This window comes from Halomonas sp. Y3 (assembly GCF_024137965.1).
GTDB lineage: Bacteria > Pseudomonadota > Gammaproteobacteria > Pseudomonadales > Halomonadaceae > Halomonas > Halomonas mongoliensis.
Map to the genome: position 1 here is coordinate 636,064 of NZ_CP099975.1, position 18,013 is coordinate 654,076.

At 68.3% G+C, this 18,013-nt stretch carries 17 protein-coding genes; 10 read left to right on the forward strand and 7 right to left on the reverse strand.

The window, feature by feature from the left end; genetic code table 11:
• Positions 1 to 25 precede the first annotated feature (25 nt).
• The 3 genes from metE (at position 26) to NHL60_RS03005 (ending at position 3,952) form a co-directional block, all read left to right on the forward strand.
• Positions 26 to 2,326 carry a 5-methyltetrahydropteroyltriglutamate--homocysteine S-methyltransferase gene (gene metE / locus NHL60_RS02995; RefSeq protein ID WP_253448841.1) on the forward strand — a complete coding sequence of 767 codons (2,301 nt, stop codon included), beginning with the start codon at positions 26 to 28 and terminating at the stop codon, positions 2,324 to 2,326.
• A 133-nt stretch (positions 2,327 to 2,459) separates the two neighbouring features.
• Positions 2,460 to 3,170 carry a COG3650 family protein gene (locus tag NHL60_RS03000; protein WP_253448843.1) on the forward strand — a complete coding sequence of 237 codons (711 nt, stop codon included), beginning with the start codon at positions 2,460 to 2,462 and terminating at the stop codon, positions 3,168 to 3,170.
• Positions 3,171 to 3,343: 173 nt separating this feature from the next.
• Positions 3,344 to 3,952, forward strand: coding sequence for an FMN-dependent NADH-azoreductase (locus NHL60_RS03005; protein WP_253448845.1), 609 nt, complete (start codon positions 3,344 to 3,346; stop codon positions 3,950 to 3,952).
• A gap of 96 nt (positions 3,953 to 4,048) precedes the next feature.
• On the opposite strand, the gene NHL60_RS03010 is transcribed toward NHL60_RS03005, so the two are convergent.
• Complete coding sequence (locus tag NHL60_RS03010) at positions 4,049 to 5,116, reverse strand: metal-dependent hydrolase (protein ID WP_253448847.1); 1,068 nt, start codon at positions 5,114 to 5,116, stop codon at positions 4,049 to 4,051.
• Between the two features lie 61 nt (positions 5,117 to 5,177).
• Positions 5,178 to 5,714 (reverse strand): DNA-3-methyladenine glycosylase I, encoded by a 537-nt coding sequence (locus NHL60_RS03015; protein ID WP_253448849.1) that lies wholly within the window; start codon positions 5,712 to 5,714, stop codon positions 5,178 to 5,180.
• A gap of 101 nt (positions 5,715 to 5,815) precedes the next feature.
• Here NHL60_RS03015 and NHL60_RS03020 point away from each other — a divergent pair, with 101 nt between their 5' ends.
• The 3 genes from NHL60_RS03020 to NHL60_RS03030 all read left to right on the forward strand — a co-directional run bounded on the left by NHL60_RS03020 (position 5,816) and on the right by NHL60_RS03030 (position 7,368).
• Positions 5,816 to 6,265, forward strand: a complete 450-nt coding sequence (locus NHL60_RS03020) for a DUF411 domain-containing protein (RefSeq protein WP_253448851.1) — start codon at positions 5,816 to 5,818, stop codon at positions 6,263 to 6,265.
• 180 nt (positions 6,266 to 6,445) lie between these two features.
• The gene (gloA, locus tag NHL60_RS03025; protein ID WP_253448853.1) at positions 6,446 to 6,886 is read left to right on the forward strand and encodes a lactoylglutathione lyase; all 441 of its coding nucleotides are present in this window, start codon (positions 6,446 to 6,448) and stop codon (positions 6,884 to 6,886) included.
• 35 nt (positions 6,887 to 6,921) lie between these two features.
• The gene (locus tag NHL60_RS03030; protein ID WP_253448856.1) at positions 6,922 to 7,368 is read left to right on the forward strand and encodes an META domain-containing protein; all 447 of its coding nucleotides are present in this window, start codon (positions 6,922 to 6,924) and stop codon (positions 7,366 to 7,368) included.
• A gap of 156 nt (positions 7,369 to 7,524) precedes the next feature.
• Here NHL60_RS03030 and NHL60_RS03035 read toward each other — a convergent pair whose 3' ends face one another.
• The 5 genes from NHL60_RS03035 to NHL60_RS03055 form a co-directional block, all read right to left on the reverse strand.
• Entirely contained in the window at positions 7,525 to 8,259 is a 735-nt protein-coding gene (locus NHL60_RS03035; RefSeq protein WP_110070196.1) for a phosphatase PAP2 family protein, read from the reverse strand.
• 179 nt (positions 8,260 to 8,438) lie between these two features.
• Entirely contained in the window at positions 8,439 to 11,423 is a 2,985-nt protein-coding gene (locus NHL60_RS03040) for a valine--tRNA ligase (RefSeq protein WP_253448859.1), read from the reverse strand.
• Positions 11,424 to 11,525: 102 nt separating this feature from the next.
• Positions 11,526 to 11,993, reverse strand: coding sequence for a DNA polymerase III subunit chi (locus NHL60_RS03045; protein ID WP_253448862.1), 468 nt, complete (start codon positions 11,991 to 11,993; stop codon positions 11,526 to 11,528).
• 3 nt (positions 11,994 to 11,996) lie between these two features.
• Positions 11,997 to 13,097, reverse strand: coding sequence for a branched-chain amino acid aminotransferase (locus NHL60_RS03050; protein WP_253448865.1), 1,101 nt, complete (start codon positions 13,095 to 13,097; stop codon positions 11,997 to 11,999).
• Positions 13,098 to 13,241: 144 nt separating this feature from the next.
• The gene (locus NHL60_RS03055) at positions 13,242 to 14,774 is read right to left on the reverse strand and encodes a leucyl aminopeptidase (protein WP_253448868.1); all 1,533 of its coding nucleotides are present in this window, start codon (positions 14,772 to 14,774) and stop codon (positions 13,242 to 13,244) included.
• 150 nt (positions 14,775 to 14,924) lie between these two features.
• On the opposite strand from NHL60_RS03055, the gene lptF reads away from it, so the two are divergent.
• From lptF to NHL60_RS03075, 4 genes are all read left to right on the forward strand, one after another.
• Positions 14,925 to 16,007 carry an LPS export ABC transporter permease LptF gene (gene lptF, locus NHL60_RS03060; protein ID WP_253448872.1) on the forward strand — a complete coding sequence of 361 codons (1,083 nt, stop codon included), beginning with the start codon at positions 14,925 to 14,927 and terminating at the stop codon, positions 16,005 to 16,007.
• Positions 16,004 to 17,068 (forward strand): LPS export ABC transporter permease LptG, encoded by a 1,065-nt coding sequence (lptG, locus tag NHL60_RS03065; RefSeq protein ID WP_253448875.1) that lies wholly within the window; start codon positions 16,004 to 16,006, stop codon positions 17,066 to 17,068. The genes lptF and lptG overlap by 4 nt, the downstream gene beginning before the upstream one ends.
• Positions 17,069 to 17,082: 14 nt before the next feature.
• Positions 17,083 to 17,559, forward strand: a complete 477-nt coding sequence (locus NHL60_RS03070) for an RDD family protein (protein WP_253448878.1) — start codon at positions 17,083 to 17,085, stop codon at positions 17,557 to 17,559.
• Between the two features lie 136 nt (positions 17,560 to 17,695).
• Complete coding sequence (locus NHL60_RS03075; RefSeq protein WP_253448881.1) at positions 17,696 to 17,902, forward strand: (2Fe-2S)-binding protein; 207 nt, start codon at positions 17,696 to 17,698, stop codon at positions 17,900 to 17,902.
• Positions 17,903 to 18,013 lie beyond the last annotated feature (111 nt).

Genomic DNA, 18,013 nt, shown 5'->3' on the forward strand with positions numbered 1-18,013 from the left:
ATTATTCATGCCAAAGGAGTTTTTCATGACTTTCTCTCATGTTTTGGGCTATCCGCGTATCGGCGCCGACCGCGAGCTCAAGCGGGCCGTCGAGGCCTACTGGCAGGGGAGCCTCGACCGTGACGGGCTGGAAAGCGCCGGCCGTGAGCTGCGTGCCCGCCACTGGGCGGCCCAGCGCGAGGCGGGGCTGGACCTGGTCACCGTGGGGGACTTCGCCTTCTACGATCAGGTGCTGGACCTCTCCGTGACCCTGGGGGCCGTCCCGGCGCGCTTCGGGGCCGAGGAGGAGATCGCCGCCGGCGAAGTGGGGCTGGATACCGCCTTTCGCATGGCTCGGGGCCGGGCGCCCAGCGGTGAGCCCACCGCCGCCTGCGAGATGACCAAGTATTTCGATACCAACTACCACTACCTGGTGCCCGAGCTGCACGCCGGGCAGCGCTTCCGCCTGGCCTCCTCGCGCCTCTTCGACCAGGTGGCCGAGGCCCAGGCCCTGGGGCATCCGGTGAAGGTGAGCCTACTCGGGCCGCTCACCTGGCTCTGGCTGGGCAAGGAGAAGGGCGAGCAGTCATTCGATCGCCTGGCGCTGCTCGAGGAGCTGCTGCCGGTCTACGGCGAGCTGTTGGCCCGCCTCGGCGAACAGGGCGTGGAGTGGGTCCAGCTCGACGAGCCGGCGCTGGTGCAGGAGCTGCCGACGGCCTGGCAGCAGGCCTATGAGGCCGCCTACAGCGTGCTCGGCCGCGCCCCGGTCAAGCTGCTGCTGGCCAGCTACTTCGGCGGCCTGGGAGACAACCTGAATCTGGCGGTGGGCCTGCCGGTGGACGGTCTGCATATCGATGCGGTGCGGGCGCCGGAGCAGCTCGACGCCGTGCTCGATCGCCTGCCCGGCTACAAGGTGCTCTCGGTAGGCGCCATCGACGGGCGCAACGTCTGGCGGGCCGACCTGGCCCTGCTGCGCGAGCGCCTCGCCTCGGCGCGCATGCGCCTGGGCAGGCGCCTCTGGATCGCGCCCTCCTGCTCGCTGCTTCACGTGCCGGTGGACCTCACGCGCGAGCGCGACCTCGACCCGGAGCTCGCAAGCTGGCTCGCCTTTGCCCGCCAGAAGCTCGACGAGACGGTGACCCTGGCCCGCCTGCTCGATGGTCGCGCCACCGAGGTCGATCGTCGGCGCCTGGAGGCCGCCACCGAGGCGCTGCAGGCGCGGCGCGACTCGCCGCGAATTCACCGCCCCGAGGTGGCCGACCGCCTGGCAGGCGTCGAGCCGGCGGACCATGAGCGTCGCAGCCCCTATGGGGTGCGCGCCGAGGCCCAGCGTCGGGCTCTCAAGCTGCCGCTCCTTCCCACCACCACCATTGGCTCCTTTCCCCAGACCGATGCCATCCGCGCCGCCCGCCGAGCCCTCAAGGCCGGTGAGCTCTCCCGGGACGAGTACGAGGCGCGCATGGAGGAGGAGATCGCCTACGCCGTGGCGCGCCAGGAGGCGCTCGGCATCGACATGCCGGTGCACGGTGAACCGGAGCGCAACGACATGGTGGAGTACTTCGGCGAGCAGCTCGACGGCTACGCCTTCACCCGCTTCGGCTGGGTGCAGAGCTACGGGTCACGCTGCGTCAAGCCGCCGGTGATCTATGGTGACGTCAGCCGTCCCGGGCCCATGACGGTGCGCTGGAGCCGGTACGCTCAGTCGCTGACCGACAGGCCCATGAAGGGCATGCTGACCGGCCCCGTGACCATGCTGCAGTGGGCCTTCGTGCGCGATGATCAGCCCCGGGAGACCACCTGCCGCCAGATCGCCCTGGCCCTGCGCGACGAGGTGTGCGATCTGGAAGCGGCGGGCATTCGTGCCATCCAGATCGACGAGCCGGCGCTTCGCGAGGGGCTGCCGCTGCGCCAGGGGGAGTGGCCGGCCTACCTGGCCTGGGCGGTGGAGTGTTTCCGGCTCAGCGCCGCCGGCGTGGGCGACGAGACCCAGATCCATACCCACATGTGCTACTCGGAGTTCAACGACATCATCGAGTCCATCGCCGCCCTGGATGCCGATGTGATCACCATCGAGACTTCCCGCTCGGACATGGAACTGCTCGATGCCTTCCGGGAGTTCGCCTACCCCAACGAGATCGGCCCCGGGGTCTATGACATCCACTCGCCCAATGTGCCGGACGTGGCGTGGATGGTGGCGCTGATGGAGAAGGCCGCCGAGCGCATCCCGGTGAAGCGACTCTGGGTCAACCCGGACTGCGGCCTCAAGACCCGTCGCTGGGAGGAGGTGGAACCGGCCCTGGCCAATATGGTGGAAGCGGCACGGCAGCTGCGTCGGCGCTTCGGCTGATTCGGAACGAGGCGCCGCTGTGGGTCGGCCCGAGTGCCCGGGGCGCAGCGTTGAGCCAGCGAGAGCCGCCGCCGATAGCGGCGGCTGCTATACTCGGCGGGTCAAGGAATCGCGACCCTCGCAAGGAGATGCCATGTCCCGCCTTATCGCTCCCGCCATCCTCGGGGCGGCCCTGCTGCTGGGTGGCTGCGCCACAGCCACTTCTCCCGTGCCGATCACCTCGGGCGACCATGCGCCGCTGCTTCCCTCGGTGCTCTTCCCCGGCGGTGCCGAGAGCTTTACCGCCTGGCGCTGCACCCCGGATCAGGCGCTGGTCACGGCCGACCCCCAGGGGCCGGACGGTGAGCTCCGGCTCTGGTCGTCCCACGGCGCCTGGCGGCTTGCGCCCGCCGTGGTGGCCAGTGGCGCCCGCTATGAGCAGGGTGAGGTCAGCTTCTGGAACAAGGGCTCCGAGGCCATGGTGGAGACGCCGCGGGGCCGGCTGGAGTGTCAGGCCTATGTGCGGCGCCAGGCCCTGACCCGGCAGCAGAATCCCGGCGTGATGTTCCAGGGGCGCGGTAATGAGCCGGGCTGGATGGTGCACCTGGCTCACGACCGTCCCGAAGCGACCCTTAGCCTGGACTACGGCACCCGGGAGCAGACCCTGCCCTACCGGGTGACCACCATGGACAACGCGGCGGGGCGGGTGATCCTGCAGAGCGGCCGGGGGGATACGCCCTTCGAGCTGCGCATCGAGGCCGGCGCCTGCCTGGACGACATGAGCGGTGAGCCCTTCCCGGCGCGGGTCACCCTGACCGTGGACGGGGAGCAGTATCGGGGCTGCGGCCAGGGCATCGCCCCCTGACCGGGGCTGGCGAAAACTGTCTGCGCTCGACGCCTTTTCGCCAAGCCCCGGCGATTCGATCTTGGTTTCATCGATTTTATCGAACGTGGGGTGCGGATTTTTGCGCTTTTTATGGCAAAAAATGCATCTATCATGGTGACCATCATCCTGATGCCTGACTTCTGGAGGTCACCATGACCACTCGTACCCTTGTGATTACCGCTTCCATCCTCGGCGAGAACGGCCAGTCCAAGGCCCTGGCCGAGCGCTTCATCGCCCAGGCCGAGAGCCGCGACGGCGTCGAGGTGACCCACCGCGACCTGGTGGCCAGTGAACTGCCCCACCTCGGACTGGCCGAGCTCGGCAGCTGGCAGGTGAGTGAGGAGGAGCGCACGCCTGAGCAGCGCGAGCTGGCTGCCCGCTCCGACGCTCTCATCAAGGAGCTGCATGACCATGACGTGGTGGTGCTGGCGGTGCCGATGTACAACTTCGGCATCCCGAGCCAGCTCAAGGCCTGGTTCGACCGCGTGATGCGTGCCGGGGTGACCTTCCGCTACACCGAGAACGGCCCCCAGGGCCTGGTGGAGGGCAAGCGTGCCATCATCCTGGCGGCCCGCGGTGGCCAGTATGCCGGCACTGAGATGGATACCCAGACCCCGCACCTCAAGCTGATGCTGGGCATGATGGGCATCACCGAGGTGGACACCGTCTTCGCCGAGGGCCTCGCCATGGGCGATGACACGCGCAACGTCGCCCTCAAGGAGGCGCGTCAGGGTATCGATAGCCTGGTGGAGCGGCTGTAAGGCGGCACCCTCCGGGCTCGGCGCCTGAGAGCGCAAGCACCGAAACGCAGCGGGGCGGCCAGTTGGTCGCCCCGCTGCGTTCGAGGGTGTCGAGGGTCAGCAGCGCTCGGATCCCTCGCGGACCCAGCCGGCGGCGACGAACTCGCTGGTGCAGAGCGCGGACCGCGGGGAGAGGGCGCGTCCCGCCAGCCGGGAGAGCGCCTCGCGATTCCCCCGGGAGGTCGGCTCGAGCTGCTCCGAGACCGCCACCGGCTGCCAGTCGCCCCCCTCGCGGGTGGCCAGGGTGAAGGCGAAGGGGTGAAAGCCGGGGAAACCCAGACGCAGGTCGGTGGCCACCAGGGTCTCTTGGCCGTCGAGCTCCCGGGTCTCGTAGCGCAGGAAGGGGCCGGCGAACCAGTCGAGCCGTGCGCCGCGCTCGCTCGCCAGGGCCGCGGCCTCCAGCTCGGCGCCGCGCCGGTAGGTCTCCACCAGGGGCGGGGTATCCCCGTCCAGCACGCCCAGGAGCAGCTCGTGATGGTCGTCGCCGTCCACCACCGTGACCCGCCACAGCAGGGTGTTGAAGGGGGTAGGCTGGACCAGCCGCGGTGCGTCTGTGAGGCCCCGTTCGGCCAGCACCGGCTCCAGGCGATGCTCCACCAGCTGCTTGGCGCCGAAGGCAAACACCAGATAGGCGCTGGAGAGGGCGAGCCCCCAGGCCGGCCCGCGCCGGCCGTTGCCGGTGGCCAGGGCCACGCCGATGCCCACCAGCAGCGGCAGGGTATAGAGCGGGTCGATGATGAAGACGATGGGGTAGGCCGCGGGTCGCACGTCCATGGGCCACCAGAGCTGGGTGCCGTAGGTGGTCAGGGCGTCGAGCAGGGGATGAGTGGTCAGGCAGAGCACGTAGAAGAGCCACCAGTGCCCGAGGGGAATCTCCCTGGCGGATGTCAGGCGCGAGGTGAGCAGGGCCAGCAGGGTGCCGATCCCGGTGAGCACGAAGAGCGAGTGGGAGAAGCCGCGGTGCTCGGTGACGTTGGCCACGGCGTCGCCGTAGTCGATGACCACATCGAGGTCGGGGAGGGTGCCGAGCACGGCGCCGATCAGCACCGCCTTGCGGCCCAGCCGTCGGCCGAGCACGGCACCGCCCACGGCGGCGCCCAGGGCGGCCTGGGTAATCGAATCCATCGGGAGGCGTTCCTCGCAGAGAGTGCCCGGCTATGATGCCACGGGCGGGGGCCGGGTTCCCTTAGGTATCTACCCAGCGTGGCCCGGCGGCGAGGATGCGCGCCTGCACCGGGCAGTCGTCGTGGTGGGCGCCGGGCAGGTAGCCGGTGCTCATCAGGAACTCCCCGGTGATCTCCGGCCCGGTGAAGCGGAAGGTGCCCTTGAAGAGCCGGACCCACTCCGCATGGGAGAGCGGGTGGTGGTGGTCGAGCCAGGCGGCGAAGCTGCCGTGCTCATCGCGCAGGGCCTGGAGCACGCCGGCATTATGGATCACCGCCTCGACCTTGAGGCGGTTGCGGATGATGCCGGCGTTCGCCAGCAGCCGGGCCCGCTCGGCCTCGCCGTAGGCGGCCACCCGGTCGATGGCGAAGCCCTCGAAGGCCGCCCGGAAGGCGGCGCGCTTCTTCAGCACGGTGAGCCAGGAGAGCCCCGCCTGGTTGATCTCCAGGGCCAGGCGCTCGAAGAGGGCCTCGTCGTCGGCCACCGGGAAACCGTACTCGCGGTCGTGGTAGGGGCCGTGAAACGGATGGCCCGGGGCCAGGTCACAGTAGTGGCTCATGCTGAAGTTTCCCGTGGCGAGCAGACTTGATCCAGGCCCTTGGCAAGGGCCCCGCCGATGCCGACAATCGTCCCATCACCCTACACCGCGGAGATCCTGCGATGAAGAAGACCGTACGCCCCCTGGTTGCCGGCGCCCTGCTGGCGCTGCTGGCCGCGCCCGCCTGGGCCGAGCAGCCCGTGGTCGAGATGTACCAGGACCCCAACTGCGGCTGCTGCGGCGCCTGGGCCGACCACCTGGAGGCCGAGGGCTTCACGGTGGAGCGCCACAAGACCCGCGAGATGCGTGACATCAAGATCGAGCAGGGCCTCACGCCTGAGCTCGCCTCCTGCCACACCGCCATGGTGGACGGCTACGTGATCGAGGGCCACGTGCCGGCGGCGGACATCCGTCGCCTGCTGGAGGAGCGCCCCGACGTGGCGGGGCTCTCCGTGCCGGGCATGCCCCACGGCTCGCCGGGTATGGAGACCGGCCGCTACGACGACTACCAGGTGCTGGGCTGGCACCGCGATGATCGCACGCCGGAGATCTTCAGCGAGTACACTCACTGAGCCAGAACACCGTCAGCGACACCAATCAGGGGCGCTGGGGGCAAGCCTTGGAGGAGGTCCTACGCCATGGATGGCGTCGGTAGCGTACAGGGACGTATTCACAGCGCCTCCGGAAAGGCTTGTCGCCAGTAAAGCCCCGTGCTGCTGGGTGGTTTCGTTATCAATGACAAGGAGTTGGCTATGCAGTACCTGCACACCATGGTGCGCGTCAGCGACCTCGATGCTTCGCTGCACTTCTACTGCGACCTGCTGGGCCTCAAGGAGGTGCGCCGCAAGGAGAACGACAAGGGTCGCTTCACCCTGGTCTTCCTGGCCGCCCCCGAGGACGAGGCGCGCTCCGCCGAGCTCAAGGCGCCGGAGCTGGAGCTCACCTACAACTGGGACCCGGAGGAGTACAGCGGCGGGCGCAACTTCGGCCACCTGGCCTATCGAGTCGACGATATCTACGCCCTCTGCGAGAAGCTCCAGGCCAACGGCGTGACCATCAACCGCCCGCCCCGGGACGGCCATATGGCCTTCGTCAGAAGCCCCGACGGCATCTCGGTGGAGCTGCTGCAGAAGGGTGACGCCCTGCCCCCGCAGGAGCCCTGGGCCTCCATGGAAAACACCGGCAGCTGGTAGGCTGCCGGCCACGCGACAAGGAAGAAAGACGACCCATGAAAACGAGATCTGTGGCCCGCCTGGGCCTGGTGATGGCGGCCGCTGTCCTGCTGGCGGCCTGTGGCAGCCGCCCCGAGGCGCCGCCGGAGCGCGAGGTGGGCCTCTCGGGGCCGGTGGTGGAACAGCGCTGGAACCTGCTGCTGGTCGGCACCGACGAGCGGCTCTCGCTGCCCGAGCCCGCCTGGTTTCGCATCGCGGCGGACGGGAGTGTGACCGGCAGCGACGGCTGCAACCAGCTGATGGGGCGCGCCAATCTCGGCGAGAACCAGCGCATCGAGTTCTCGCAGCTGGCCACCACCCGGCGCGCCTGCCCTCAGGGCGAGGACGCGGCGCGGGTGAAGGGGATGCTGGAGACCGCCTACCGCTACCTGATCGACCACGACCGGCTGGTCTTCTTCGGCCCAGATCAGCGAGTGTTGGGCGGCTGGCGCAAGGCCAACTGATGAAAGCGCGGATTCGCTACTGCGCTCGATATCCTGGCCGCCGGCGGTACTCACAATCCTCATTGAGCAGCTAGTCAACTCCGGTTGCTCCGTTCCGGCGGCGGCCAGCCTATCTTCGCTCGTGACGCGACTACGCGCTTTCTTCGCGGAAGGCTGTTATCTCACCGGCAGCAGCGCCTGAATCCTGGCCATGCCCGCGGTGATGCCGCGGGCCATGGCCGGCCCCACCGGGGTGAGCAGGAACCAGGGGGCAATGATCAGGTTGATGGCGATGGCGCCAAAGTAGACGTCGCTGAACCAGTGGGCCCCGCTCAGGATGCGGGGTGCGCTGAGAATCACCGCGGCCACCAGGCTCACCAGCATCACCTTCAGCCCGGCGAAGCGCCACATGAAGGCGGCGAAGAGGAAGAGGTTGACCCCGTGGTCGCCGGGAAAGCTCGAGCCCGAGCTGTCCTTGGTGGAGAAGTCGACCATCTCGGTGATCAGGTTGACCTCCTGGTAGACCAGGGTGGGGCTGGGGTGAGAGTAGTCGATCACCATGCGCACGCCCTGGGCCATGAACACCGCCACCAGCAGCATGGTGACGCCGATACCGCCCCAGCGCAGCATGCGCTGCTCGCGCAGCGGGTCTCGGGAGATGGCCCACAGGTAGATCACCAGCAGGATCAGCAGGCTTACCACGTCGAAGAGGCGCGCGTTGGTGGCCGCTACCAGCCACACCCAGGCGTCGTTCTCCTCGGTAAGCCAGCCGTTGGTGGTAAAGAAGACGGCGTCGTCGATCTCCGTCCAGAACAGCAGGTCCGGCGAGAGCCAGGAGAAGATCAGCAGCGCACCCAGCAGGTTGAACAGCAGCAGGCGCCCGATGGCGAGGGAGGGGTGGGTCTGAGGCATGGCAGCGTCGCGAGTCGGTAAGTGTCCCGGCCCATTCTAGGCGATGAGGTTTTGGTAGAACAGTGTTCCTTAACAGGGGCGTCACACCGATAGGGCAGGGGTGCCCCTAGGTGCTGCCGCTGACCCTACGCAAGCGGCCCGCCGATGGCGGGCCGCTTGCGTGAGGTGACGCAGCCGATTCAGAGCGCGGCGATCTTGTCGCGCTGCTCCACCAGCAGGCGGTGAGCGGACTGGAACTCGGCTAGCTTGGCGCGCTCCTTCTCCACCACCGCTTCCGGGGCCTTGGCCACGAAGCTCTCGTTGGAGAGTTTCTTCTCGATGCCGCCGATCAGCTTCTCCTGCTTCTCGATCTCCTTGGCGAGGCGCGCGAGCTCCGCGTCCTTGTCGATCAGGTCGGCCATGGGCACCAGCACCTCCATCTCACCAACCAGCTGGGTGGCCGAGAGCGGTGCCGCGCTCGGGTCGTCGAGCCAGGCGATGCTCTCCAGCTTGGCCAGCTTGGCCAGGAAGCGACGGTTGGCCTCCAGGCGCTCGCGGTCGGCGTCGCTGCCCTTGGTGAGCAGCACCTCCAGTGGCTTGCCCGGGGCGATATTCATCTCGGCGCGGATATTGCGCACCGCCACGATTACCCCCTTGAGCCACTCGATGTCGCGGGTCGCCTGGTCATCGAGCAGCGCCTCGTCGGCGGCGGGCCAGGGCTGGGCCATGATGGAGTCGTCCTCGCCCTGGCGGGTGCCGGCGAGCGGCGCCACGCGCTGCCAGATCTCCTCGGAGATGTAGGGCATCATCGGATGGGCCAGGCGCAGGATCGACTCCAGCACCCGCAACAGGGTGCGACGGGTGCCGCGCTTGGCCGCAGGGCTGGCGTCCTCGTCCCACAGCACCGGCTTGGAGAGCTCCAGGTACCAGTCGCAGTACTCGTTCCAGACGAACTCGTAGAGCGCCTGGGAGGCGTGGTCGAAGCGGAACTCCTCCATCGCCTTCGTCACCTGGGCCGCGGTCTGCTGCAGCCGCGAGAGGATCCAGCGGTCGGCCAGGGAGAGCTCGACGTCGCCGCCCTGACCTTCAAGAGAGACGCCGCAGTCCTCGCCTTCAGCGTTCATCAGCACGTAGCGCGAGGCGTTCCACAGCTTGTTGCAGAAGTTGCGGTAGCCGTCCAGGCGGCCCATGTCGAACTTGATATCGCGCCCGGTGGTGGCCTGGGAGAGGAAGGTGAAACGCAGGGCATCGGTGCCGTGGGGCTCGATGCCCTCCGGGAACTCGCCGCGGGTGGCCTTCTCGATCGCCCTGGCCTTCTGGGGCTGCATCATGTTGCCGGTGCGCTTCTCGACCAGCGTATCCAGTTCGATCCCGTCGATCAGGTCGATGGGGTCGAGGACATTGCCCTTCGACTTGGACATCTTCTGGCCCTGGCCGTCGCGCACCAGGCCGTGCACGTAGACCTGCTTGAAGGGCACCTCGCCGGTGAACTTCAGGGTCAGCATGATCATCCGGGCGACCCAGAAGAAGATGATGTCGAAGCCGGTGACCAGGACGCTGGAGGGGTGGAAGGTGCGCAGCTCCGCTGTGCGCTCCGGCCAGCCCAGGGTGCCGAAGGTCCAGAGGCCCGAGCTGAACCAGGTGTCGAGCACGTCCTCGTCCTGGGTCAGGCGCGGCACGCCCAGCTTCTCCATGGTCTTGAGGGCGTCGGGGGTCAGTTCGGTGGTGCCACCCAGCAGCTGGTTGAAGCCGCGCAGGCGCATAGCGGTGTCGAAGTCGCCCTGCTCATGTTCGATGAAGCCGGCCAGCTCGACCAAGTAGTCGCGGGTCGCCTCCACCTCGTTGCGGGCCACGAAGACGTTGCCGTCCGCGTCGTACCAGGCAGGAATGCGGTGGCCCCACCACAGCTGGCGGGAGATGCACCAGTCCTGCAGGTCGCGCATCCAGGCGAAGTACATGTTCTCGTAGTTCTTCGGCACGAACTGGATATCGCCCTTCTCGACGGCCTCGATGGCGGGCTTGGCGAGGCTCTCCACGGCGACGAACCACTGGTCCGTGAGCAGCGGCTCGATGACGTCACCGGAGCGGTCGCCGTAGGGGAGGGTGTTGCTGACGGTCTCGATCTGCTCGAGGAGCCCCGCGGCCTCCATGTCGGCGACGATCCGCTTGCGCGCCTCGAAGCGGTCCAGGCCGGCGTAGGCCTCGGGCAGGCTCGGGTCGATATCGGGCAGCGGCCGGCCCTGGATATCGAAGGCCTCGGCCTCGGACAGGATGGCGGCGTCCTGGGTAAAGACATTGATCAGCGGCAGCCCCTGGCGCTTGCCCACCTCGTAGTCGTTGAAGTCGTGGGCCGGGGTGATCTTCACGCAGCCGGAGCCCTTCTCCATGTCGGCGTGCTCGTCGGCAACGATGGGGATGCGACGGCCGACCAGCGGAAGCGTAACGAACTTGCCCACCAGGGAGGCGTAGCGAGGATCCTCGGGGTTCACCGCCACGCCGGTATCGCCCAGCAGGGTCTCCGGACGGGTGGTGGCGACCACCAGGTGGTCGAGGCCCGCGTCGGTGGTAACGCCGTCGGCGAGCGGATAGCGGAAGTGCCAGAACTGGCCCTGCTGGTCGCGGTTCTCCACCTCGAGATCCGAGATGGCGGTGTGCAGGGTGGGGTCCCAGTTGACCAGACGCTTGCCGCGGTAGATCAGCCCCTCCTTATGGAGGCGCACGAAGACCTCCTGGACCGCCTTGTAGAAGCCGTCGTCCATGGTGAAGCGCTCGCGGGACCAGTCGACGCTGGCCCCCATGCGACGCAGCTGGCGGGTGATATGGCCGCCGGACTCCTGCTTCCACTCCCACACCTTGTCGATGAAGGCGTCGCGGCCGAGGTCGTGGCGGCTCTTGCCCTCCTCGGCGGCGACCTTGCGCTCCACCAGCATCTGCGTTGCGATGCCGGCGTGGTCGGTGCCCACCTGCCACAGGGTGTTGCGCCCCTGCATCCGCCGCCAGCGGATCAGGGTGTCCATGATGGTGTCCTGGAAGGCGTGGCCCATGTGCAGGCTGCCGGTGACGTTGGGCGGCGGGATCATGATGGAGTAGGGCTCGCCCTCACCGGAGGGGGCGAAGCGGCCATCGGCCTCCCAGCGCTCGTACCAGCGGGATTCGATCTGCTCGGGTTGGTAGGTCTTGTCCATGGGCGTTCCGGGTCCAGAAATGGGTACCGCCGACCCGGGGGTCGGACGGCAGGAGAGGGCGATGAAAATGGGGCCGATTATAGCCCGGCGAGGTGCCCGGCGTCAGCCGGACTGGCCGCGCAGCTGGTGGGCCTTGACCGGATAGCCGCGCCTTTTATAGGTCTGCCAGCAGGCGCGCTTGGCCACCAGCACCTCCTGGTGCTGGTTAATGATCTCGGCGACCCGTTCGAAGCGCGAGAACCACTCCGGGATGTCCGGTGCCAGGTTGAGCAGCGCCTGCACGGCCTGGTCGGGGGAGGGGGGCGCACCCCAGCCGATGGTGACCGGGATGCGCGGATCGGGGGCGGCCCCGGCCTCTCCTTCCCCCTCGCCCAGCAGGGCGTGGGGCACATAGGCGTCGGCACGGAAGGTCCAGAGCCGCTCGTCGAGCGCCCGGGCCATGGCCTCGTCCTCGGCGTGCAGGTGCAGCCGATAGCCCTTGCGCTGGATGGTCTCGGCCAGCCGGCAGGCGAAGTCGAGACGCGCCTCCAGGGTGGTATCGGGGAGGACGTAGAAATCGACCTGGGTCACTCTTTACACCAGGCGGGTAAGCCAGCCGTGAGTGTCTTCCGCGCGGCCATACTGCAGGTCGAGCAGCTTGGTGCGCAGGCGCTTGGCCACGGGGTTGCCGTTGTCCTCCTTCAGGCGAATGGCCCCCTCCTCGGTGACCAGCTCGCCTACCGGGGTGATCACCGCGGCGGTGCCACAGGCGAACACCTCGGTCAGCTCCCCGGAGGCGGCCGCCTCGCGCCACTCGTCGATACTGATCGGGCGCTCCTCGGGGGTGAAGCCCTCGTCCTTGGCCAGGGCCAGCACCGAGTCCCGGGTCACCCCCTCGAGGATGGTGTCGGTCAGGCGCGGGGTGGCGATGCGGCCATCCTTGAACACGAAGAAGAGGTTCATGCCGCCCAGCTCCTCGATCCACTTGTTCTCGGCGGCGTCCAGGAAGGCCACCTGGCCGCAGCCGTGGTCGCTGGCCTCCTTCTGGGCGGCCAGGGAGGCGGCATAGTTGCCGCCGCACTTGGCGAAGCCGGTGCCGCCAGGTGCGGCGCGCTTGTAGTGGCTGGAGAGCCAGATGGAGACCGGCTCGATGCCGCCCTTGAAGTAGGCCGCCGCCGGGGAGGCGATCACGTAGTAGTCCACCTCCCGGGCCGGGCGCACGCCGAGGAACTTCTCGCTGGCGATCATGAAGGGGCGCAGGTAGAGGCTGCACTCGTCGGCCTCGCTCTTCGGCGTCGGCACCCAGGCGTGGTCCTGGGCCAGCAGCGCCTTGAGGGAGCCGATGAAGTCCTCGTCGGAGAGCTCCGGCAGGGCCAGACGGCGGGCGCTGCGGCGGAAGCGCTCGGCGTTCTTCTCGGGGCGGAAGGTCCACACCGAGCCGTCGGCGTGGCGATAGGCCTTGATGCCCTCGAAGATCTCCTGGGCGTAGTGCAGCACGGCGGCGGCGGGATCCAGGGTCAGGGGCCCGTAGGGGCGTACCTCGTGGCCGTGCCAGCCGGCGTCCAGGGTCCAGCGTACGTGGGCCATATGGTCGGTGAAGTGCTGGCCGAAGCCGGGGCTGGCGAGGATGTCCTCACGGATCGAGTCGGCCGTGGGGGTGGAGTTGGGCAGGAGTTCGAAGCTGGCATTCGACACGGCAAGGGGTCTCCGCTACGCCCGGGGCGTGCCGGCCCCGGGGTGATACAGGAAGCTCGGGCAGGCGAGAGCCTGCCCGGGTCGTGGATTCATCGTCAGTCTCACATGAGAAAGGCGACGCGGGAAAAACGCAAGGGCGAGGCGTTATTCCGCCTCGGTTTCCGCGCCGGTTTCCACTACGGCATCGGCCTCGCGATCCAGCAGGTACTGGGTCAGCAGGCCGACGGGCCGGCCGCTGGCGCCCTTCTGCTTGCCGGAGGTCCAGGCGGTGCCGGCGATGTCCAGGTGCGCCCAGGGGAAGGTGTCGGCGAAGCGCGAGAGGAAGCAGGCGGCGGTGATGGTGCCCGCCGGGCGGCCGCCGATATTGGCCAGGTCGGCGAAGTTGGAGTCGAGCTGCTCCTGGTACTCGTCCCACAGCGGCAGGTGCCAGGCGCGGTCCCAGGCCGCCTCGCCGGCGTCGAGCAGGTCGAGGGCCAGGTCGTCGTCGTTGGCGAGCAGGCCGGTGGCGTGGTGGCCGAGAGCGATGATGCAGGCCCCGGTGAGGGTGGCGATGTCGACGACGCTGGCCGGCTCGAAGCGCTCGGCGTAGGTGAGGGCGTCGCACAGCACCAGGCGGCCCTCGGCGTCGGTGTTGAGCACCTCCACGGAGAGGCCCTTCAGGGTCCTGATGATGTCGCCGGGCTTGGTGGCGCGGCCGTCGGGCATGTTCTCGGCGGCGGCGACGATGGCTACCAGGTTGACCTTCGGGCGAATGGCGAGGATCGCCTCGACGGTGCCGAAGACGCTGGCCGCGCCGCACATGTCGAACTTCATCTCGTCCATGGCCTCGCCGGGCTTGAGCGAGATGCCGCCGGTATCGAAGGTGATGCCCTTGCCCACCAGCACGTGGGGCGCCTCCTCGGGATTCTCGGCGCCCTGGTATTGCATGACGATCAGCCGCGAGGGCTGCTCGCTGCCGCGGCCCACCGAGAGCAGGCTGTGGGCGCCCAGCGCCTCCAGGGCCTCCTCGTCGAGGATCTCCACTTGGAGTGCTCCGCCGGAGGCCTTGCCCAGGGCCTCGGCCCGCTCGGCCAGGTAGCTCGGTGTGCAGACGTTGCCCGGCAGGTTGCCCAGGGTGCGGGCGGCGTTGATGCCCTGGCCCACGGCGTCACCGATGCGCGCACCCTCCCGGGCGTCGGCGGCGTCGCCATCGTCGCTGACCAGCAGGGTCACCTGGGCGAGGCGCGGGGCGGGGGCCTTTTCGGACTTGAAGTCATTGAAGCGGTAGAGGGCGCGGTGGGTGGCCTCGGCGACCATGCGCGCCTTCCAGGCGGCGTCGCGCTCGTCCAGCGGCACATCGGTGAAGGCCACGGCGCAGTCGTCCAGCGGCAGGTCGGCCAGGGCCGTGAAGGCGGCGTCCAGGGCCTTGCGGAAGGCGGCTTCCTGGCACTTGTCGCGCTTGCCCAGGCCCACCAGCAGCAGCCGCTCGGCGCCGAGGCCCGGGGCGAAGGGCACCATCTGCACCTTGCCCAGCCTGGCGTCGAAGTCGCCGCGTTCGAGGAGCTGGCCGATCAGCCTCTCGCTGGCGTCGTCGAGGCGCGCGGCGGCGGGCAGCAGCTCGCCCTCCTGGTACACCGGGATGACGAGGCAGGCGGTCTCGACCTTGGCGGGGTTACCCGTCTTTACTGGGAATTCCATGGCGTCTCCACAGACAAGCGAAATGGGTGACTGTCGCTGGTTTTATCAGCGCCAGGGTTACAAGAGCAGGGGGATTCTGGATAATGCCGGCACGTCGCCGTGTCGCATCAGTGTACCCAAGGCATGGCCCCATTGCATGGCAGACGCCGCATGATCATCTTTCGCTACCTGACCCGTGAAATCCTGCTGACCATGGCCGCCGTTGCCGGCGTGCTGCTGCTGGTGATCATGGGCAGTCGCTTCATACGCTACTTCGCCGACGCCGCCGAAGGCGACATCCCGGCCAGTATCCTCGGCACCCTGATGCTCTTTCATCTGCCGGGGTTCCTCGAGCTGATCCTGCCGCTGGCCTTCTTCCTCGGCATCCTGCTCGCCTATGGCCAGCTCTACCTCAACAGCGAGATCACCGTCCTGGTCGCCTGCGGCACCAGTCCCAACCGGCTGCTCCAGGTGAGCCTGGTGCCGGCCACCCTGGTGGCCCTCCTGGTGGCGCTGTGCAGCCTCTGGCTGACCCCGGCCGGGGCCCTGCACAATGCCGTGATGCTCGAGGATCAGCGCAGCCGCATCGACTTCTCGGCCCTGGCGCCGGGGCGCTTCCAGGAGTTCGGCAGCGGCCGCACCGCCTATATGGAGGGTCTCAGCGACGACGGCAGCGAGATGCGCGGCGTCTTCATCAGCGAGCGCCAGCGACGCAGCGATGGCACCCCGGAGACCGCGGTAACCCGCGCCGAGGGGGGCTACCAGACCCTCGACCCCGACACCGGCAGCCGCTTCCTGGTGCTGGCCGACGGCGAGCGCTATAGCGTCGACCCGGGCCGTCACGAGGCCGAACGGCTGGAGTTCGATACCTATGCGGTGCGCCTCTCCCAGGCCGAGGAGCGCCGCGAGCTCGACTCGCCGGAGTATGCCACCACGGCGGCGCTGTTCGGCGACGGCTCGCCCCGCGCCCAGGCCCAGCTGCAGTGGCGGCTTGGCCTGCCGCTGATGGTCTTCATCCTGACCCTGCTGGCGATGCCGCTCTCCCGGGTCAACCCCCGGCAGGGGCGCTTCGCCAAGCTCTTGCCGGCGATCTTCCTGCATGTCTCCTACCTCAGCCTGCTGCTGGCCGCCCTGGACGCCATCGGGCGGGGAAGCCTGCCGGCGGTGATCGGCATGTGGCCGATCCACGGGGCCTTCCTGGCCCTCGGCCTCGTGATGATGGCGCGGGCCCAGCGCAAGGGGATGAGCGGATGATCGCCGATCGCTTCGACCGCTACCTGGCGCGCAACGTGCTGGGGACCATCATCGTGGTGCAGGTGGTGCTGCTGGGCCTTGACCTGGTGATCTCCTACATCAACGACCTGGACGACGTGGAGGGCGGCTACGGCGCCTTTCAGGTGCTGCTCTACCTGGGAATGCGCCTGCCCTGGCGCTTCTACCAGTATGCCCCGGTGGGGGTGCTGATCGGCGCGCTGATTGGCCTCGGCAGCATGGCGTCGAGCAATGAGCTCACCGTGATGCGTGCCGCCGGGCGCTCGCTGACGCGGATTCTCTGGGGGGCGATGAAACCGATCATCCTTGTCATCGTGGTGGTGCTGCTGGTGGCCGAGTACGTGGCGCCGCGCACCGAGCAGTTCGCCAATGCCTGGCGCCTGGAGCGCATCCAGGGCGCGGGGGCCGTGGTCACCGAGCGTGGCGGCTGGCAGCGCGAGGGGGATAGCTTCTACCGCTTCGGTGCCATCCGCGCCGATGACACCGTGCTCGACCTGACCCGCTACCGCTTCGAGGGGCAGCGCCTGGTGGAGGCCGCCAGCGCCGAGCGCGCCGCCTGGCGCGACGGCAGCTGGCGCCTGGAGGGCGTCGAGATCACCCGCTTCCATGACGAGCACACCGAAGCCGAGCGGCACGAGACCCAGCCCTGGGAGACCAGCCTGACGCCGGAGCAGCTCAATCGCCTGCTGCGCCCCATCAACAGCCAGGCCCCCAGCGAGCTCTGGGCCTATGCCCGCTACCTGCAGGAGCAGGGGCAGTCGGCCACCCAGCCGCTGCTGCACTTCTGGCAGAAGATGCTGATGCCCCTGACCATGGGGTCCCTGGTGCTGGTGGCCGCCTCCTTCGTCTTCGGCCCGCTGCGCACCGTGGCCGCCGGGACCCGAGTCTTCTATGGCGTGGTGACCGGTCTGGTCTTCAAGTACCTGCAGGACCTGCTGGCGCCGGCCTCGACGGTGTTCGGCTTCTCGCCCGCCTGGGCGGTGCTGGCGCCCACCCTGATCTGTGCCGCCGTGGGGCTCTACCTGCTGCGGCGAACCGCCTGAGCCAAGGAGCCCCCATGCAGCGACGCTTCAGCAACCTCGACGACGTCTGGCCGGCCGGCCTTGCCCGCCGGCTGGGTGCCATGATCTATGACGGCTTCCTGGTGGCGGCCATCTGGATACTCATCACCGGCCTGCACGTGACGCTGATGCGCCATGTGGTGGGGATTCCGGTGGAGGAGGTCGGCACCGGGCTGGTGCAGGTGCTTTCGCTGCGGTTTGCGCTGCTGCTGGGGGCCTTTCTCTTCTTTGCCTTCTTCTGGGTGCGCGGCGGCATGACCCTGGGCATGCAGGCCTGGCGGCTGCGGGTGCAGACCCTGGATGGCTGCTCCATCACCCTGCCTCAGGCGATGCTGCGCTTCGCAGTGGCCTGCCTCTCCTTTGCCGCCTTCGGCCTCGGCTACCTCTGGATCCTCTTCGACCGCGAGCGGCGCAGCTGGCCGGATATCGCCTCCGGCACCCGGGTGGTGGTGCTGCCCAAGCAGGCGAAATGAAATAGAGCGACAGGCAGGGAGCAAAGCAGGCGAGGGGGCAAAAGTGACCGGGATCAGACCTTGGTCGCTTTCTGCTTGCAAGAGTCTATGCGAATCATTTACATTTACTATCGCAGTCGTCAGCGAGGTGATGCCAATGTACGTATGTCTCTGCAAGGGGGTCTCCGACCACCGGATTCGTCAGACCGTCGAGGACGGGGCGCGCAGCTGGCGCGACGTCCAGCGCGAGACCGGCTGTGGCACCCAGTGCGGCAAGTGCGCCGTCCAGGGCAAGGGCATCACCCGGGAGGCGGTGAAGGCCGAGCTGATGGTGGGCGCCGAGGATCTGGCCTACGCCGTATAGGCGAATCGGGATTGTTCTCGATGCCTTTATCATGTAATTGATTTTGTTGGATATTTTCTGATTTGTCGCTAGACTGGTCGTCAGCGCTTGGCAGTGCCCATGCCTGCATGC

Coding starts and splice junctions, on each gene's coding strand:
- NHL60_RS03035 (WP_110070196.1), bottom strand. CDS start 8,259: ATGCCTCAGACCCACCCCTCCCTCGCCATCGGGCGCCTGCTGCTGTTC.
- NHL60_RS03005 (WP_253448845.1), top strand. CDS start 3,344: ATGACCACTCGTACCCTTGTGATTACCGCTTCCATCCTCGGCGAGAAC.
- NHL60_RS03055 (WP_253448868.1), bottom strand. CDS start 14,774: ATGGAATTCCCAGTAAAGACGGGTAACCCCGCCAAGGTCGAGACCGCC.
- NHL60_RS03000 (WP_253448843.1), top strand. CDS start 2,460: ATGTCCCGCCTTATCGCTCCCGCCATCCTCGGGGCGGCCCTGCTGCTG.
- NHL60_RS03010 (WP_253448847.1), bottom strand. CDS start 5,116: ATGGATTCGATTACCCAGGCCGCCCTGGGCGCCGCCGTGGGCGGTGCC.
- NHL60_RS03040 (WP_253448859.1), bottom strand. CDS start 11,423: ATGGACAAGACCTACCAACCCGAGCAGATCGAATCCCGCTGGTACGAG.
- NHL60_RS03015 (WP_253448849.1), bottom strand. CDS start 5,714: ATGAGCCACTACTGTGACCTGGCCCCGGGCCATCCGTTTCACGGCCCC.
- NHL60_RS03070 (WP_253448878.1), top strand. CDS start 17,083: ATGCAGCGACGCTTCAGCAACCTCGACGACGTCTGGCCGGCCGGCCTT.
- NHL60_RS03075 (WP_253448881.1), top strand. CDS start 17,696: ATGTACGTATGTCTCTGCAAGGGGGTCTCCGACCACCGGATTCGTCAG.
- lptG (WP_253448875.1), top strand. CDS start 16,004: ATGATCGCCGATCGCTTCGACCGCTACCTGGCGCGCAACGTGCTGGGG.
- lptF (WP_253448872.1), top strand. CDS start 14,925: ATGATCATCTTTCGCTACCTGACCCGTGAAATCCTGCTGACCATGGCC.
- metE (WP_253448841.1), top strand. CDS start 26: ATGACTTTCTCTCATGTTTTGGGCTATCCGCGTATCGGCGCCGACCGC.
- NHL60_RS03020 (WP_253448851.1), top strand. CDS start 5,816: ATGAAGAAGACCGTACGCCCCCTGGTTGCCGGCGCCCTGCTGGCGCTG.
- gloA (WP_253448853.1), top strand. CDS start 6,446: ATGCAGTACCTGCACACCATGGTGCGCGTCAGCGACCTCGATGCTTCG.
- NHL60_RS03030 (WP_253448856.1), top strand. CDS start 6,922: ATGAAAACGAGATCTGTGGCCCGCCTGGGCCTGGTGATGGCGGCCGCT.